Below are 17,034 nucleotides of genomic sequence, written 5' to 3' on the forward strand. Positions count from 1 at the left end.
TGGGATCAAGGCTGGGCCGGCGCGTAGAGCGCCCGCTTGTCGATGTAGCGGACCACGCCGTCCGGGACGAGGTACCAGACCGGTTCGCCCTTGGCGACCCGGTTGCGGCAGTCCGTGGACGAGATGGCCAACGCGGGGACCTCCACCAGGGAGACCCCGCCCACCGGGAGTCCGGCGTCGGTCAGGGTGTGTCCCGGCCGGGTGCACCCGATGAAGTGGGCGAGCGAGAAGAGTTCCTCGGAGTCGCGCCAGGACAGGATCTGGGCGAGCGCGTCGGCACCGGTGATGAAGAACAGGTCGGAGTCCGGGTGCAGGCTCCGCAGGTCGCGCAGGGTGTCCACGGTGTAGGTCGGGCCCTGGCGGTCGATGTCGATCCGGCTCACCGAGAACTGCGGGTTCTCGGCGGTGGCGATGACTGTCATCAGGTAGCGGTCCTCCGCCGGTGTCACCCGACGGTCGTCCTTCTGCCACGGCTGCCCGGTCGGCACGAAGATCACCTCATCGAGGTGGAACGCGCTCGCCACCTCGCTGGCGGCGACCAGGTGCCCGTGGTGGATCGGGTCGAAGGTGCCACCCATCACGCCGAGGCGCTTCTTCGCCGGTTGGAGTCCGCCGGGGGTCTCGGCCTGCTGTCCCATGCCGCCACACCTTACGCGACGCCTGTCGGCCCGCGCGTCCCCCCGGGGCACGCGCGGGCGCGGACATGGCAAAGGGAGCGTCCGCCGCTTCGCGGTGCGCTCCCTGGCCCTGTCCGCCCGGCGTCACGACGCCGGGCGCCGCGGACTCAGCGGTCGCGGTTGAACCGGGTGGTGATGAAGAGCAGCAGCAGCAGGATGAACAGCCCGGCGCCACCGGTGAGGTAGGGGCTGAGGCTGTCGTGGTTGCCACCCTCGCCCTCGGCGATCAGGTTGAGAACGGGGAGTGCAGCGGCAGTGCTCATGGTCGCAGGACCTTCTCGGCTCGGGTGACGGACCAGGGGTCTGGGCCGGTGAGGGCCCACCGGGCCATCGTACGGGTGGCCCCGGCGCAACCGCGCGGCGGCCCACCGCGTCTGAGCCCGCGTGAGCCCGCGCCGCGCGCGGAGCGCGGCTCAGCTCTTGCGACCGGCCCGCAGCAGGACCCAGGCCAGCAGGCCGACGCCGACGAAGGAGGCAACCACGACCACGCGCAGGAACAGCCCGGGGCCGGCCTCCGTGGAGATCGGGCCGGCCAGGGTGACAAGGGTGTCGGGGGACATCTTCGGGCTCCTCGGTCTGCTCTGCACCGCGGCCAGGTCCGGTCCCGGTTCTCCAGGACACCCAGCGTAGACCGGGCCGGTCCGCCGGTCCGCCACCACCCCCGGACCGGCCCGGCGCCGAAGCGTCCGGCCCGGGCCGGACCCTCGGAGCCGGGCCGGGCACCGCGTAGGGTGACCGCGGGGACGAGTACGCAACCGCACACGTTGCACAGACTGTCGTTGCAGGCGAAGAAGAGCGGGGGCCGGCCACCGGCCGGGACCGGCGTCGACCAGGAGGTACTCAGACCATGACCGATACCAACCAGGCGAAGAGCCCGAGCCGGCGCCGCCAGCGCTTCCCGGAGATCTCCACCCGGGCCTGGGAGCACCCCGCCGACCGCTCCGCGCTGGTCGCCCTGCGCAAGCTCACCGGCTTCGACGACGTGCTGAAGAAGCTCGCCGGGCTGGTCTCCGAGCGCTCGATCCGGCTGATGTTCCTGGCCACCGCCGTGAAGACGTCCGAGCGCCAGTTCCCCGAGCTGTACAACATGGTGCGCGACGCCGCGTACGTCCTGGACCTGGAGAAGGTCCCGGACCTCTACGTCACCCAGGACCCGACGGTCAACGCGATGTGCATCGGCATGGACACCCCGATCATCGTGCTGACCAGCGGCCTGGTCGAGCTGCTCGACGAGGAGGAGCTGCGCGCGGTCGTCGGCCACGAGGTCGGCCACGCGATGTCCGGCCACGCCGTCTACCGGACGATGCTGCTGATCCTCACCAACATCGCCACCCGGATCGCCTGGATCCCGCTCGGCAACCTCGCCATCATGGCGCTGATCACCGCGCTCAAGGAGTGGTTCCGCAAGGCCGAACTCTCCTGCGACCGGGCCGGGCTGCTCGCCGGACAGGACCTCCAGGCGTCCATGCGCGGCCTGATGAAGCTCGCCGGCGGCCACAACCTCGGCGAGATGAACGTGGACGCGTTCCTGGAGCAGGCCGAGGAGTACGAGAAGGCCGGCGACCTGCGCGACGGCGTCCTGAAGCTGCTCCAGGTGCTGCCGCAGACCCACCCCTTCGCGGTGGTCCGGGTCGCCCAGCTGAAGAAGTGGTCGGAGAGCGACGAGTACCGCTCCATCCTGGCCGGCGCCTACCCGCGCCGCGACGGCGACGCCAACGCCTCCGTCAGCGACCAGTGGAAGGCCGCCGCCGACCACTACTCGACCTCCGTCAAGGAGAGCAAGGACCCGCTGATCGGCCTGCTCCGCGACGTGGCCGGCGGCGTCGGCACCGTCGGCGGAAAGCTCCGCGACACCTTCACCGGCGCCCGCAGCGGCGCCCCGGCCGGAGGCACCGACTCCGCCGCCCCCGCGGACGACGCCCCGCGCGGCTGAGCGACCCGCTGCCGGCCCCGGACGCCCCCGGCGTCCGGGGCCGCGGTGTCTTCCCGGCCACCGGCGACCTGGGCGGGACGGTGGCCTTCACCGACCCGCCGGGCGGCACCCGTGCCCGGGTGGTGGTCCGCCTCCCGGCGGCCCGGGCGGACGCCGAGGAAACCGAGGGCAAGGCCGACACGGACGACGCCCGGCAGGTCACCGTGCGGAGCCGCTGACCTCACCTGCCCCGGCCGGGCCCTCACTCAGGGTGCGGCGAGCACGCCGCACTGCTGCCAGGCCGGGGCCGCCCGGTCGGCCGGGTCCACGGCGGGCGGGGCGGGCGGCGCGGTGCCGCCGGGGGTGGCCATGATCGGCTGGAGGAAGGTGGTCTGCGGGGTGCCGCAGGCCGTCGGACCGGTCTGCACGACCGCGTCGACCAGCCTCAGCTGGGCGACCGCGATGTCGCCCCGGTCGAACTCCATCCGCAGCTCGCGGCGGACGCTCAGCAGGGTGACCGGGCCGGTGGCCGGGCCGTCCGCCGCCCGCAGCGCGTAGACGAAGGTGTGGTCGGTGGTGATCTGCAGGGCGCCGTTCTCCGCCTCCTCGATCCGCATGGTGCCCGCCACCTTGACGGTGTCGGCGGCCAGCGCGGTCTTCGACGGGTCGAAGCGGACCATCCAGCCGGTGGCCGCGTGGTGCTGGTCGTCGCGCGGGCTGGTCACGCTCTGGTCGAACTGCACCTGCTCACCGGTCGTGACGAAGGAGCGGACGTCCGTGGTCACCCCCTGCACCAGCGTCCTGGGGGCGAGCGCGGAGGCCACCAGGTAGCGCTGCGCGGTGTCCAGCGCCCGGGTCACCTCGACCCGGGTGTAGTGCGCCGTGGCGGCCCCGGCCGGGACGCCAAGGCCGGCGGAACCGTCCGTGTACCCCGCGGGCAGGCCGGCGAACGGCGCGGCGGGATCGGCGACCGGCTGCACCGGCGAAATCGGACTGAGGGCGACCAGGCTGACGGTCAGTTGGCTGCCGGCCGGCTCGGCGCCCGGCCGGCCCGGTGAACTGATGCCGAAGTAGACGGCGGCCGCGAAGGCCACCACGATCAGCAACAGCAGGGCGACCGCCTGACGCGGCACCGTCCCCAGCGCGCCCAGACCGATCCGGGGCCGGGTGGCGCGGCCGAAACCGCCGCTGAGGCGCTCGCGCGCCGAGAGCTCCTGGATCCGGGCAGCCCGGACGAACGACTCGTCGAAGACGACGGATCGGTACTCGTCCTCGTTCCCAGAACCGCCCTCGGGTACACCCTCAGGAGGCTCTCGCGGGTCACCCATACAACCAGGGTAAGGCGCTGCGCCGCGCGCCACGAGGGCTGGCGGACAACTTCTGCGTGACGCTCGGCGACCGGGACAACCGGGTCAGCCGGCCGGAGCGATCACCGCGAGCGAGGGCTCGGCGGAGGGCGGCACCGAGGCGGTGCCCGGACTGCTGCTGCCGCTGTCGGGGCGCCGCTGCGAGCCGCCGGCCGCGTCGAAACCCTGGTAGACGGCGGCCACCGCCACCGCGACCAGGCTGACGCCCATGATCACGGCGAGGATCCAGGCCACCGGCCGGTGCCAGCGCTGCTGGGCCACCGTACGGCCGCGGGCGGCCCTGGCCGGGTCGTAGCCCGCGTGCCGGCCCCAGCGCCCGGAGCGGCCCCAGCGGCCCGCCCGGCGCCCGGCGGCCCGCCCCGGGCCCGACCACGGGTCCGGGTAGAGCCGGTCGTCGTCCAGCGCGCCCGGGTACGGGCGCAGCTCCAACGGCAGTCCGTCGGCAGCCGGCAGATCGTAGCCCCAGCCCGGTCCGGCGGTCTCCGGCTCGAATCGGGCCTCGGCCGCGGCCAGCTGCCGCTCCTTGGCGCTCGGCTCGTGCACGGCCGCGGAACGGACGAAGGCCTCGTCGAACACCACGGTGGCGAACTCGTCGTCCGCACCACCGTGGTCGGCGCCGTCAGGGTACGGAGAGCCCCCCACATCCTCAGCCACGGATTCAGCGTATTACCGGTCGGCCGTTTTGTCTGTGGCTCCTCGCAGTTGGTCCGTCACACGTGTGACGGACGGCGCTCAGACGGCGGTGCCGGCGCCGCCCACGGTCTGCGCCGCCTCGCCCCGGACATGGCCGTCACCAGTGACGATGTACTTGGTGGAGGTCAGCTCCGGCAGGCCCATCGGCCCGCGGGAGTGCAGCTTCTGGGTGGAGATGCCGATCTCGGCGCCGAAGCCGAACTCACCCCCGTCGGTGAACCGGGTCGAGGCGTTGACCGCCACGGTGGCCGCGTCGACCAGCTGGGTGAAGCGGCGGGCGGCGCCCTGCGAGGCGGTGACGATGGCCTCGGTGTGGCCCGAGGACCAGCGGCGGATGTGCGCCACGGCCTCGTCCAGCGAGGGCACCACGGCGGCCGCGATGTCGTAGGAGAGGTACTCGGCCTCCCAGTCCGCGTCGGTGGCGGGCAGCACGGTGGCCCCCGTGCCCTCGGCGGCCTTCAGCACCGCGTCGTCGCCGTGCACGGTGACCCCGGCCCCGGCCAGGGCGGCCAGCGCGAGCGGCAGGAAGCTGTCGGCGATGTCCTGGTGGACCAGCAGCGTCTCGGCCGAGTTGCAGACGCTGACCCGCTGCGCCTTGGAGTTCAGCAGGATCCCGACGGCCATCGCCAGGTCCGCCTGCGCGTCGACGTAGACGTGGCAGTTGCCGGTACCGGTCTCGATCACGGGGACGGTCGAGCCCTCGACCACGGTACGGATCAGCGAGGCGCCGCCGCGCGGGATGAGCACGTCCACCAGGCCGCGGGCCCGCATCAGCTCGGTCACCGACTCGCGGCTCTCGCCCGGCACCAGCTGGATCACGTCGGCGGGCAGGCCGGCCGCGGCCACCGCGTCGCGCAGCACGGTGGTCAGCGCCGTGTTGGAGCGGTAGGCGGAGGCCGAGCCGCGCAGCAGGACGGCGTTGCCGGACTTCAGGCAGAGCGCGGCGGCGTCCACGGTGACGTTGGGGCGGGCCTCGTAGATGATGCCGACCACCCCGAGCGGCACCCGCACCTGGCGCACGTCCAGCCCGTTGGGCAGGGTGTAGCCGCGGACCACCTCGCCGACCGGGTCGGGCAGGCCGGCCACGTCCCGGACGTCGGAGGCGATGGCCGCGATCCGCGCGTCGTCGAGGGTGAGCCGGTCGACCACCGAGTCGGCGGTGCCGGCCGCGCGGGCCCGGGCCACGTCCTCGGCGTTGGCGGCGGTGATCTCGGCGCTGCGGGCGACCAACGCGTCCGCGATCGCCAGCAGGGCGGCGTCCTTCGCCCGGCGCGGCAGCGGGGCCAGGGCGGCCGCGGCCTCCCGGGCCCGGCGGGCGACGGTGGTGACGGGACTGTCTGCGGTGGCGGGATCGCTGGTCATGGCGTAAAGCCTAACGACTGCGGGCCGCTCGCCGGGCGCCGTACCGTCCGATGAGACGGGCCCCGCCGCGGCTCCCCCGCCCCGGCACGGCGGCACCCCCGGACGGGCGCGGTGGACGGGCCCGGCCCGGTACGGCTGGACGTCAGTACGGCTGCACGCCGCCCGGACGCTGCGGCGGCTCGCCGAAGCCCTCGGCGACCCGCTTGTGGTAGGTCGGGCGGTCCACCACCTCCAGGCCGACGATCTCCCAGGGCGGCAGGTTCGCGGTCGCCTTGTGCTCGCCCCACAGCCGCAGCGCGATGGCCGCCGCGTCGTGCAGGTCGCGGGCCTGCTCCCAGTAGCGGATCTCGGCGTGGTCGGCGGCGTAGCGGGCGGTGAGGAAGAACGAGTGGTCGTGGGCGAGGCGCTCCAGCCCGGCCCGCAGCTCGGACAGTCCGGTGGCCTCGCCCGCCACGCTCAGCACCACGTGCCAGAGCCTGGCCTGGTCCGGTGTCCCGGCCGGGCCGGGGCCACCGCCGGTGTCCGGGCGCAACTCCCGCACCGTGTCCAGCGGTTCCGCCGGCGCCGGGCGGCCGGTCGCGGCCGGCTCCGCGGGGCCGCGCCCGCCCCCGATGCTGCTGAGCCTGCGCTCGGCCGTTGCTCCGGGCAGCGCTCCGTCGCGCCTGCGTCCCACCGGCGGCCTCCTGTTCGGCGATGTCGTGTCGTCGTGCGAACCGCGGCGCCGGCCCCGGCGCGTACGGCTGCCCCTCCCTCGCCCGGAACCGGGCGCAGCGCGCCCGCCCACCCGTACGGAGCGGCCCGTCAGCCGCGCAGGACCACCAGGTCGTCGCGGTGGACGACCTCGCGCTCGTACGCGGCACCGAACTCCTGTGCCAGGTCACGCGTGGACCGGCCGAGCAGGCGGGGCAACTCCCTCGCATCAAAGTTGACCAGCCCGCGCGCGACGATGTGGCCGTTTTCGCCAAGAAGGTCCACCGGATCGCCGGCGGCGAAATCACCGTCGACCTTGGTGACCCCGGCCGGGAGCAGCGAGGCGCCGCCCGACACCACGGCCTGGACCGCGCCCGGGTCCAGGTGCAGGGCGCCGCGCGGGCTGCTGGCGTGGGCGAGCCAGAGCAGCCGGTCGGCGGTGCGGCTGCCGGTGCGCAGGAACAGCGTGCCGGTGGGCCGCCCGGCGAGGGCGTCGGCGGCCTGGCTGGCGGCGGTCAGCACCACCGGGATGCCCGCCCCGGTGGCGATCCGGGCGGCCTCGACCTTGGTGACCATGCCGCCGGTGCCGACCCCGGCCTTGCCGGCGCTGCCGATCTCGATGCCCTCCAGGTCCTGCCGGCCGCGCACCTCGGCGATCCGGCTGGTGCCGGGGCGCGCCGGGTCACCGTCGTAGAGGCCGTCCACGTCGGAGAGCAGGATCAGCAGGTCGGCGCGGACCAGGTGGGCGACCAGGGCGGCCAGCCGGTCGTTGTCGCCGAACTTGATCTCGGCGGTGGCGACGGTGTCGTTCTCGTTGACGACCGGCATCGCGCCCATCGCCAGCAGCTGGTCCAGGGTGCGGTAGGCGTTGCGGTAGTGGGCCCGGCGGCTGGCGTCCTCGGCGGTCAGCAGCACCTGGCCGACCCGGATGCCGTACCGGGCGAAGGAGGCGGTGTAGCGGGCCACCAGGAGGCCCTGGCCGACGCTGGCGGCGGCCTGCTGGCGGGCGAGGTCCGGCGGGCGCCGCTCCAGGCCGAGGGGGGCGAGGCCGGCGGCGATGGCGCCGGAGGAGACCAGCACCACCTCGGGGGCGTCCGGCTGGCTGCGCACCTTGGCGATCGCGTCCACCAGGGCGTCGACCCGGTCGGCGTCCAGTCCGCCGGCGGCGGTGGTGAGTGAGGAGGAGCCGACCTTGACGACGATCCGCCGTGCGGTCAGGACCTCCTCACGGAGTGACTGCTCGCTCATCGCGCTGGTGCCCTTCGCCGTTGCCGGGCGACAGGCGCCCGAGCCTGCCGCTCCCCGCAATCTACGCGATCGGCGCGAGCCGCCCGAACGCCATTTCACCGGCTGGACGAGCCGCCCCCGCCGGGGCCCGGGCGGGGCGGGCGGCGTACTAGCGCCGAGGCGCCCGCCCCCCTCAACGGGTGGCGGGCGCCTCGGTGTTGACCGGCCGTTCAACGGGCCGGTCAGTGGTCCTCGTCGTCGCCCTCGTCGATGGCGCCCGGGCGGCCGCTGGACAGCGCCTCGAAGGCCAGGTACTCGGACTCGGCTGCGTCCCGGCCCTTGGCCTTCTCGCGGCGGCGGTCGACGGCCGGGCGCGGGCTCTCGAAGCGGTGGTCCTCGCCGCGGCGGCCGAGCATCTCGGCGCCGGCGGCCATGGTCGGCTCCCAGTCGAAGACGACCGCGTTCTCCTCGGCGCCGATGATGACGGTGTCGCCCTCCTGGGCGCCGACCTTCCAGAGCTTGTCCTCGACACCGAGGCGGGCCAGACGGTCCGCGAGGTAGCCGACGGCCTCGTCGTTGGAAAAGTCGGTCTGGCGGACCCAGCGCTCGGGCTTGAGGCCGCGCACGCGGTAGGCGCCGTCCTCCTCGGTGACGGTGAAGCCGGCGTCGTCGACGGCCGTCGGCCGCAGCACGATCCGGGTGTTCTCCTCGATCGGCTTGGCGGCCCGGGCCTCGGCGACGATCTGCGCCATCGCGAAGTTCAGCTCGCGCAGGCCCTGGCGGGAGGCGGCGGACACCTCGAAGACGCGGTAGCCGGCCTCCTCCAGGGAGGCGCGGGTGATGTCGGCGAGGTCCTGCCCGTCCGGGACGTCCACCTTGTTGAGGGCCACCAGCCGCGGCCGGTCGTCCAGGCCGCCGTACTGGGACAGCTCGGCCTCGATGGTCTCCAGGTCGGTGAGCGGGTCGCGGCCCGGCTCCAGGGTCGCGCAGTCCAGCACGTGCACCAGGACGGTGCAGCGCTCGACGTGGCGCAGGAACTCCAGGCCCAGGCCCTTGCCCTGGCTGGCGCCGGGGATCAGCCCGGGGACGTCGGCGACGGTGTAGACGGTGTCGCCGGCGGTGACCACGCCGAGGTTGGGGATCAGGGTGGTGAAGGGGTAGTCCGCGATCTTCGGCTTGGCGGCGGAGAGCACCGAGATCAGCGAGGACTTGCCGGCGCTCGGGTACCCCACCAGCGCCACGTCGGCGACGGACTTGAGCTCCATGACGATGTCACGGGCCTCGCCGGGCTCGCCCAGCAGCGCGAAGCCGGGGGCCTTGCGGCGGGCGGAGGCGAGCGAGGAGTTGCCGAGGCCGCCGCGGCCGCCGGCGGCGGCGATGAAGCTGGTGCCGTGGCCGACCAGGTCGGCGAGCACGTTGCCCTCGCGGTCCATCACCACGGTGCCGTCCGGCACCGGCAGGACCAGGTCGCCGCCGGTGGAGCCGGTGCGGTGGCCGCCCGCGCCCGGCTTGCCGTTGGTGGCCTTGCGCTTGGGCGAGTGGTGGTACTCCAGCAGCGTGGTGATGCTGGCGTCCACGGTGAGGATGACGCTTCCGCCCTCACCGCCGTTGCCGCCGTCGGGGCCGCCGAGCGGCTTGAACTTCTCCCGGTGCACGGAGGCGCAGCCGTGGCCTCCGTTACCCGCGGCGACGTGCAGTTCGACGCGGTCCACGAAGGTGGTCATCGGTGTGCCTTCCAGCTAGGAGAAAAATCGGGTCAGAACGGATGAACCGCCCCGGGGTCAAAACCCAGAGGGTGGACCGGAAATTTCCGGTCCACCCTCCAGAATGTCCTACCTTGCACCACGGTGACGCGGCGTCAGGAAGATCAGGCCTCGACGGCCACGATGTTCACGACGCGACGGCCACGGTGGGTGCCGAACTGGACCGCACCGGCGTTCAGCGCGAACAGGGTGTCGTCGCCACCGCGACCGACGCCCGCACCCGGGTGGAAGTGGGTGCCGCGCTGGCGGACGAGGATCTCGCCGGCGCTGACGACCTGGCCGCCGAAGCGCTTGACGCCGAGGCGCTGGGCGTTCGAGTCGCGGCCGTTACGGGTAGAGCTTGCGCCCTTCTTGTGTGCCATCTCGCAATCCCCTTACTTACTTCGCGGAGTCGATGCTCGTGATGCGGACGGCGGTGTGGCGCTGGCGGTGACCCTGGCGCCGACGGTAGCCGGTCTTGTTCTTGTAGCGGAGGATGACGATCTTCTCACCCTTGGTGTGGTCGACGACCTCGGCGTGAACCTTCACACCGGCGAGGACCCACGGGTCGGAGGTGACGGCCTCGCCGTCGACAAGCAGGATGGTCGAGAGCTCGACCGAGTCACCCGGCTTGACGTCAACGCGGTCAATCTCCAGCACGTCGCCGATGGCGACCTTGTGCTGGCGGCCGCCGGCGCGAACGATCGCGTACATGCGGTACCTGCTTTCTCTACTCGGTCGGAACTCTCGATGCCAGCCGCCTGGGTACGGACACAGGCGGCCTCCCCCGTCCCCCGAAGGGTCTGGGAGGTGATCTGCTCGGGAGCATGGCGTAGACACGCCGAATGTCAAGAATACGGATCCGCCGCCGCTGGAGCAAACCGGCCCCGCCGCCCCGGAGGGCGGGCGCGCGACGGACCCGTACAACGCCCGGCGGGGTGGGCGGCGAACGCCCACCCCGCCGGGCGGCGGACTACTCGGCTGCCGAATCACCCTCGGCGGCCGCGGCCTTCTTGGCCGCCGCGCTCGTCCGCTTGGTGGCGGTCTTGCGGGCGGTGGTCTTCTTCGCCGCTGCCGTGGTGGTCTTCTTGGCGGCGGTCTTCTTCGCGGCGGCCTTGCGGGGGGCCCGCTTCTTCGGCGCGGGCTCCTCCTCGGCCTCGGCGGCCTCCACCGGCTCGGCGGGGACCTCGACGGGGGCCTCGGCCACCGGCTCGGGCTCCACCGGGGCGGCGGGCGCCTCGGGCTCGGCCTGCGGGGCGGTCTCGGCGGCTGCCAGCGCCGCCTCCATCGCCGCGTCGGCCCGGGCCTGCAGCACCACGATCTCGGCCTCGGCGGGGGCGCCGGCCGGGGCGGTGGCCTTGCGGACCGCCCGACGGCGGGTACGGCCGCCGGCCACCGGGGTGGCCGGGATCTCGACCAGGCTCGGACGCTCCGGCGCGGCCGGCTCGGCCTCGACCGGTGCGGCCGGCTCGGCGACCTCGGCCGTCGGGCCCTGCGGCACGTCGATCACGAGCTGCTCGCCGCCCGAGATGATCTCGAACTCCTCGTGCTCGTGGTCGTGGTCGGCGCCCTCGTCGGCCGTCTCCTCGTCCAGCAGGTGCGGCTGCGGCTCCTCCTGGCCCGCGCCGCCCTTGCCCCGACGGCGGCGCTTGCCGCCGGTGGAGCCGGCCTCGCCCGAGGTGCCCACCGGGCCGCCACCGCCACCGGGGGCGGTCGGCTGCTCCATGTGCACGATGACGCCGCGGCCGTTGCAGTGCACGCACGGCTCGGAGAAGGACTCCAGCAGGCCCTGGCCGACCCGCTTGCGGGTCATCTGGACCAGGCCCAGCGAGGTGACCTCGGCCACCTGGTGCTTGGTCCGGTCACGGCCCAGGCACTCCAGCAGACGGCGCAGCACCAGGTCCCGGTTGGACTCCAGCACCATGTCGATGAAGTCGATCACGATGATGCCGCCGAGGTCGCGCAGCCGCAGCTGACGCACGATCTCCTCGGCCGCCTCGATGTTGTTGCGGGTGACGGTCTCTTCGAGGTTGCCGCCCTGGCCGACGAACTTGCCGGTGTTGACGTCGACGACGATCATCGCCTCGGTCCGGTCGATCACCAGCGAACCGCCGCTGGGCAGCCAGACCTTGCGGTCCAGCGCCTTCATCAGCTGCTCGTCGATCCGGTACGTCGCGAAGACGTCCACGTCGGAGGTCCAGCGCTGGAGACGCTCGGCCAGGTCGGGGGCGACCCCGCCGACGTACTCGTGGATGGTCTTCCACGCCTCGTCGCCGGAGACGATGACCTTGGTGAAGTCCTCGTTGAAGATGTCGCGGACGACCCGGACGGTCATGTCCGGCTCGCCGTACAGCAGCGCCGGGGCGTTGCCGGTGGCGGCCTTCTTCTGGATCTCCTCCCACTGCGCCTGCAGGCGCTGCACGTCACGCGTCAGCTCGTCCTCGCTGGCGCCCTCGGCGGCGGTGCGCACGATGACGCCCGCGTCCTCGGGGACGATCCGCTTGAGGATCTGCTTCAGGCGGGCCCGCTCGTTCTCGGGCAGCTTGCGGCTGATCCCGGTCATCGAGCCCTCGGGGACGTACACCAGGTAGCGGCCCGGGAGGGAGATCTGGCTGGTCAGGCGCGCGCCCTTGTGGCCGATCGGGTCCTTGGAGACCTGCACCAGCACGGACTGGCCGGACTTCAGCACCGACTCGATCCGGCGCGGGCCGCCGTGGCCGCCCAGCGAACCGAAGTTGACCTCACCGGCGTACAGCACCGCGTTGCGGCCCTTGCCGATGTCGACGAAGGCGGCCTCCATCGACGGCAGCACGTTCTGGACCTTGCCCAGGTACACGTTGCCGACGTAGCTGGTGGCCTGCTCCTTGTTGACGTAGTGCTCGACCAGCACGCCGTCCTCCAGCACGCCGATCTGGGTGCGCAGGCCGTTCTGGCGCACGACCATCACGCGCTCGACCGACTCGCGGCGGGCCAGGAACTCGGCCTCGGTGATGATCGGCACCCGGCGGCGGCCCAGCTCGCGGCCCTCACGGCGGCGCTGCTTCTTCGCCTCCAGGCGGGTGGAGCCCTTGATGGACTGCACCTCGTCCGGGTCGAACGACGGCTCGGTGGAACGGCGGCGCGGCTCGCGGACCTTCACGACCGTGCGGACGCCGTCCTCGGCGGAGTCGCTCTCGGCCGGCTCGGCGCCGCTCTCGCCACTGCGGCGACGGCGACGACGACGGCGGCGCGAGGAGGCCAGGCCCGAGGCCAGGTCGTCGTCCTCGTCCTCCTCCTCGGCGACGGCCGGCTCCTCGGCGGGCTGCTCGGCGGCCTCCTGCGTCTCCGGCTCGAACTCCTCGGCCTCACCGCGGCGACGGCGACGGCCGCCCCGGCGGCGGCGGCGCGACGGACGGTCGTCCTCCCACTCGCTGTCCTGCTCGGGACCGGCGGTGACGGGCTCGGGCTCGACGGCCTGCGCCGGCGCGGGAGCCTCCACCGGCGCGGGGGCCGGCGCCGCCGGGGCGGCCTGCTGGACGGGCTGCTGGGCCTGCCGCTCGGCGGCGGCCGGGCGCTGGCGGGACGGCGTCTGCACCCGGACCTGGGTCCGGGTCCGGCGACGACGGCCGACGCCGCTGTACTCGAACTCGTCCTCGTCCTCGGCGGCCGGAGCGGCGACCGGGGCCTGCTTCGCGGCGGCGGCCGGGGCCTGCCTGGCGGCCGGGGCGGTCGCCGGGGCCGCGGCGGCGGGCGCGGCGGCCTGGGCCGGCGCGACGAACGGGGCGGGCTCCTGGAAGACCGGGGCCTGGAAGATCGCGGTGGACGGGCGCACGGCCCGGCGGCGGGCCCGCGGCGCGGGCCCGTCCTCGGCCGGCGGGGCCACCACGGGCGCGGGCTCGGCCACCGGGGCGGCGGCGACGGGCTCCTCGACGGGCTCCTCGACGACCTCTTCCTCGACCGGCTCCTCGACCGCGGCCGGGGTCTCCTCGACCACGGGGGCGCTCTCCACCACGCGACGGCGGCGGGGCCGGCGGGCGGGGGCGGCCGGGGCCTCCTCCACGGCGGGCTGCTCGGCGACAGGCTGCTCCACGACGGGCTCCGCGACCGGCTCCACCACGGGGGCGGCCTCGGCGGCGGGCGCCCCGGCGGGGGCCTCGGCGCGCTTGCGGGTCCGGCGGGCCCGGACCGGCTTCTCGGCGGGCGCGGCCTCGGCCGGCGCCTCGACGACCGGCTCTGCGACCGGCTCGGCGGCCTCGGCCACCGGTGTGACGATGATCTCGGCGGCCTCCGGCGCCCCGGCGGGGGCCTCGGCGCGCTTGCGGGTCCGGCGGGCCCGGACCGGCTTCTCGGCGGGCGCGGCCTCGGCCGGCGCCTCGACGACCGGCTCGGCGGCCGGAGCGGCGGCCTCGGCCACCGGAACCACGGTCTCGGCGCTCTCGCCGGCCGCGCTCTGCGGCGTACCCGCCGGGCGGGACACGGCACGGCGACGGCGCCGCGGCGGCGCCGCGGACGTACCCTCGGTGCCGGCTTCGTTGTCTCCCGCGGCAGCGGACTGCTGCGGATCGGTGTTATCGAGCATGCGGGTGGATCTCCCGTCAGGCCCCCGGGCTCCGCATCGGGCACGGTGCGGCACCGGTGGCCGGCCGGCATCCTCACGGATGCCCCTGCCGGACCTTCCTCGGTGCCACCGTGCGGACGCGAGGCCGCACAGGAACTCGTAGTCTCGCTCGGCGCCCCGCACAGTTGCGGGGTGTCGAAAGTCTTCTGGTCTGACCAGTCTTCTCAGGTGTTCCCAAGCTGCGCCGTCCCCCAACCCCGGGTGGCTCCCGGAAGGGGTCCTCGGGCCCGCCGACCATCGGGGTCGGCGGGCCGCAAGGGGCCGGCCTGTGCTTCGACGACGCTCGCTCCCCTGGGGAGCCGCGGGGGCCTGGAGCGCCAGACGGTCCAGTTGTCCTGGACCCGGCCTCCGCCCGCTAGGCGGACGCGGTTGCGCGCGGCCCGGCAGCCTCTACAGGGCCGGCCGGGGCCGCGGCGCGGTCGAGCGCCAGCGGGTCGGTCACCGTGCCGGTCTCCTCGTCGAGCGGCCCCTGCGCCAGCCTGGTCACCTCAGCGGGGACCGGCGGCGCCAGGTCGGCCGTCGCACGGAGACCGGACAAAACGTCGTCGGGTCGTACGGCGGGTGTGGCGTGTCGTACTACCAGGCGCAGTATCGCACAGGGACGGGCCGTCCGAACATCGGACTCCCCCTCCAAGTGCCCGTCCGGACCATTTCCCACCTGCGGCGCGACGATTTCGAGCGCCGCCACCGGGCCGCGCGCGTCGAAGCGGCGGACCCCGTTCTTGGTCAGGCGTTCGACCTCGACCTGCTCGGCGGCGAGGAACAGCGCGACCGCGCGGGCGGCCTCGTCCTGCTCCACCCCGTCCAGCCGGACCAGCCACTCGGAGGCCTCCAGGCGCTCCACGAAGTGCGGGGTGCGGACCTCGACGGCGTCGATGACGTCCAGCCCGGCCGGCAGCGACTCGTCGAGCTGCGCGCGCAGCGCCTCCGGGTCGCGGACGGCGGCCAGGCCGATCTCCAGGTACTCCGCCTCGCTGGCCACCCCGGTCGGGGCGGCGTTGGCGTACGAGACCTTGGGGTGCGGTGTGAAACCGGCCGAGTAGGCCATCGGGACGGCCGAGCGGCGCAGCGCGCGCTCGAAGGCGCGCTGGAAGTCACGGTGGCTGGTGAAGCGCAGCCGGCCGCGCTTGGTGTAGCGGAGACGGATGCGCTGCACCGTCGGCGCGGGCGGCGGACCGTCGGGCGTACGGCGTGCCAGGTCGCTCAGTCCTTAGTCAGTGTCCCCGTCCGGCCGCGCGCGCTGGCCCGGCCCGGACTCTGTCGTACCAAAGGGTACGCGCCCGGCGGGCCCTCGTGCTCCGCCCCTGGTCAGAAGCCTGACCGGGAGCGGCGCCGCAGGCCGGAGGCGGTCACCCGGTCAAGGAGCGCCGGACCTCCCGGATGGTCTCGCGCACCGAGCGCCGGACCTCCCGGATCGTCTCGCCCACCGTCCGCCGGGCCCGGCGGAGCTCCTCCTTGACCGGCCACCACACCTCGCGCCGGGCCCACCGGCACGGGCGCACCACCGCGAACCGCCAGATCCGTCCGCCCAGCCGCCAGGCCCGCAGCACGGCCCGGCCCAGCTCCCGCAGCAGCGGGAACAGCAGGACCCGCCAGAGCCACCCGAGCGGGACCAGCAGCAGGTGCTCAACCAGCCATATCAGCATGTCGGCCGCCGGACGCAGCACGTACCGTCCCAGCGCGGCCAGCGGGATCAGCACCAGGTACTCCACCAGCCGGGCGAACGCCGTCAGCAGCAGGCGGGCGAGCAGCACCAGTGCCCGGCCCAGCGCGACGTCCGCCGCGATCAGCCACCGCCCGGCCGGGGCCAGCACCGACCGGCCCAGCCATGCCACGGGCCGGACCAGCAGCAGGACGAACAGCCGGACCAGCAGCCGGGCCGTGGCCACCAGCAGCCGCGCCGCCAGCCCCACCGCGTCGACGGCCAGCCGGACCAGCCCGGCCCCGAGCCGGCGCAGGGCCGCCCCGGACGGGCGCAGCACGTACCGCCACAGCCAGCGGGCCGTGCGGACCACCAGCAGCTCGAACGAACTCCCCAGCAGCCGGCCCAGCGCCAGGCCGAACCGGCCGAGGGCCTTGCCGACCGGCACCAGCACCGCCCGCACCAGCCAGCCGGCGGGCAGCAGCACCACCAGGTCGAAGAGGCGCAGGAGCAGTTCGAAGGCACCCGCCACCAGCCGGACCAGCCCCAGCAGCAGCCACTCCGCGAACCGCCCGAGCGGGCGCAGCAGGAAGCGCCCGAGGAAGGTCAGCGCCGGCAGCAGCGCCGTCCGCCAGAGACCCGTGCAGAGCCGGAGCAGCAGGTGCGCCGCCAGCCGGCCGGCCCGGGCCAGTCCCCGGCCGAGCGGCGCCAGCAGGTGGCGGTGGAGCGCGACGAACGGCTGCACCAGCAGCCGGTACAGGCCCCGCCCCGCCGCCCGCCCGGTCCACCCGAGCGCCGCCCCGACCGGGCGGGCCACCAGGACGAGCAGTTCCCAGAGGAACCGCAGCGGCAGGATCACCGCGAACGCGAAGACCCGCACCGGCACCCGGACGACCGCCACCAGGCAACCGGCCTGCGCCGGCCGGTCGCCCTCCCCCGTGGCCGCCGGCCCGGCCGCGCCCTTCGCCAGGTCCGCCGCCGGTACCGGTCCCTCGGATCCAGTCATGCCCCGCCCGCCCCCCGTTGTCCGAACCGCCCGTCGTCCGGACCGCCCGTCGTCCGAACCGCCCGTCGTCCGCCGACAGGCCGTCAGCCCGGCGCGCGCCACGGTGGCTTCGAGAGGGT

The 17,034-nt window shown here is 74.5% G+C and carries 16 protein-coding genes; 2 read left to right on the plus strand and 14 right to left on the minus strand.

Annotated features, from left to right (window positions below; translation table 11 throughout):
- Window positions 1–5: 5 nt before the first annotated feature.
- The 3 genes from nadD to J2S46_RS14040 all read right to left on the minus strand — a co-directional run bounded on the left by nadD (window position 6) and on the right by J2S46_RS14040 (window position 1,237).
- Window positions 6–638 carry a nicotinate-nucleotide adenylyltransferase gene (gene nadD / locus J2S46_RS14030; protein WP_191289262.1) on the minus strand — a complete coding sequence of 211 codons (633 nt, stop codon included), beginning with the start codon at window positions 636–638 and terminating at the stop codon, window positions 6–8.
- Between the two features lie 146 nt (window positions 639–784).
- The gene (locus J2S46_RS14035) at window positions 785–940 is read right to left on the minus strand and encodes a hypothetical protein (RefSeq protein WP_190210007.1); all 156 of its coding nucleotides are present in this window, start codon (window positions 938–940) and stop codon (window positions 785–787) included.
- A 150-nt stretch (window positions 941–1,090) separates the two neighbouring features.
- Window positions 1,091–1,237 (minus strand): hypothetical protein, encoded by a 147-nt coding sequence (locus J2S46_RS14040; protein ID WP_191289263.1) that lies wholly within the window; start codon window positions 1,235–1,237, stop codon window positions 1,091–1,093.
- Window positions 1,238–1,524: 287 nt separating this feature from the next.
- Between J2S46_RS14040 and J2S46_RS14045 the strand changes: the two genes are divergently transcribed.
- Together J2S46_RS14045 and J2S46_RS14050 are read left to right on the plus strand one after the other, a co-directional pair.
- Window positions 1,525–2,610: a M48 family metallopeptidase gene (locus J2S46_RS14045; RefSeq protein ID WP_191289264.1), complete on the plus strand. Its 1,086-nt coding sequence runs from the start codon at window positions 1,525–1,527 to the stop codon at window positions 2,608–2,610.
- 80 nt (window positions 2,611–2,690) lie between these two features.
- Window positions 2,691–2,828, plus strand: a complete 138-nt coding sequence (locus tag J2S46_RS14050; RefSeq protein WP_191289265.1) for a hypothetical protein — start codon at window positions 2,691–2,693, stop codon at window positions 2,826–2,828.
- A gap of 27 nt (window positions 2,829–2,855) precedes the next feature.
- On the opposite strand, the gene J2S46_RS14055 is transcribed toward J2S46_RS14050, so the two are convergent.
- The 11 genes from J2S46_RS14055 to J2S46_RS14105 all read right to left on the minus strand — a co-directional run bounded on the left by J2S46_RS14055 (window position 2,856) and on the right by J2S46_RS14105 (window position 16,915).
- The gene (locus J2S46_RS14055; protein ID WP_191289266.1) at window positions 2,856–3,917 is read right to left on the minus strand and encodes an SCO2583 family membrane protein; all 1,062 of its coding nucleotides are present in this window, start codon (window positions 3,915–3,917) and stop codon (window positions 2,856–2,858) included.
- Between the two features lie 84 nt (window positions 3,918–4,001).
- Window positions 4,002–4,610: an SCO2584 family spore wall biosynthesis protein gene (locus J2S46_RS14060; RefSeq protein ID WP_191289267.1), complete on the minus strand. Its 609-nt coding sequence runs from the start codon at window positions 4,608–4,610 to the stop codon at window positions 4,002–4,004.
- A gap of 78 nt (window positions 4,611–4,688) precedes the next feature.
- The gene (locus J2S46_RS14065) at window positions 4,689–6,011 is read right to left on the minus strand and encodes a glutamate-5-semialdehyde dehydrogenase (protein ID WP_191289268.1); all 1,323 of its coding nucleotides are present in this window, start codon (window positions 6,009–6,011) and stop codon (window positions 4,689–4,691) included.
- Between the two features lie 142 nt (window positions 6,012–6,153).
- The gene (locus tag J2S46_RS14070; RefSeq protein WP_191289269.1) at window positions 6,154–6,684 is read right to left on the minus strand and encodes a DUF8830 family protein; all 531 of its coding nucleotides are present in this window, start codon (window positions 6,682–6,684) and stop codon (window positions 6,154–6,156) included.
- A gap of 128 nt (window positions 6,685–6,812) precedes the next feature.
- Complete coding sequence (gene proB, locus J2S46_RS14075; protein WP_191289270.1) at window positions 6,813–7,949, minus strand: glutamate 5-kinase; 1,137 nt, start codon at window positions 7,947–7,949, stop codon at window positions 6,813–6,815.
- Between the two features lie 221 nt (window positions 7,950–8,170).
- A complete protein-coding gene (obgE, locus tag J2S46_RS14080) occupies window positions 8,171–9,652 on the minus strand; it encodes a GTPase ObgE (RefSeq protein ID WP_191289271.1) in 1,482 nt (493 codons plus the stop codon).
- Window positions 9,653–9,795: 143 nt separating this feature from the next.
- On the minus strand, window positions 9,796–10,053 hold the full coding sequence (gene rpmA / locus J2S46_RS14085; protein ID WP_057238555.1) for a 50S ribosomal protein L27: 258 nt from the start codon (window positions 10,051–10,053) through the stop codon (window positions 9,796–9,798).
- Window positions 10,054–10,069: 16 nt separating this feature from the next.
- Window positions 10,070–10,384, minus strand: a complete 315-nt coding sequence (gene rplU, locus J2S46_RS14090; protein ID WP_073927817.1) for a 50S ribosomal protein L21 — start codon at window positions 10,382–10,384, stop codon at window positions 10,070–10,072.
- Between the two features lie 259 nt (window positions 10,385–10,643).
- Window positions 10,644–14,228: an Rne/Rng family ribonuclease gene (locus J2S46_RS14095; RefSeq protein WP_191289272.1), complete on the minus strand. Its 3,585-nt coding sequence runs from the start codon at window positions 14,226–14,228 to the stop codon at window positions 10,644–10,646.
- Between the two features lie 394 nt (window positions 14,229–14,622).
- Complete coding sequence (locus tag J2S46_RS14100; RefSeq protein ID WP_191289273.1) at window positions 14,623–15,423, minus strand: TIGR03936 family radical SAM-associated protein; 801 nt, start codon at window positions 15,421–15,423, stop codon at window positions 14,623–14,625.
- Window positions 15,424–15,616: 193 nt separating this feature from the next.
- Window positions 15,617–16,915, minus strand: coding sequence for a hypothetical protein (locus tag J2S46_RS14105; protein ID WP_191289274.1), 1,299 nt, complete (start codon window positions 16,913–16,915; stop codon window positions 15,617–15,619).
- Between the last annotated feature and the right edge of the window lie 119 nt (window positions 16,916–17,034).

This window comes from Kitasatospora herbaricolor (assembly GCF_030813695.1).
GTDB lineage: Bacteria > Actinomycetota > Actinomycetes > Streptomycetales > Streptomycetaceae > Kitasatospora > Kitasatospora herbaricolor.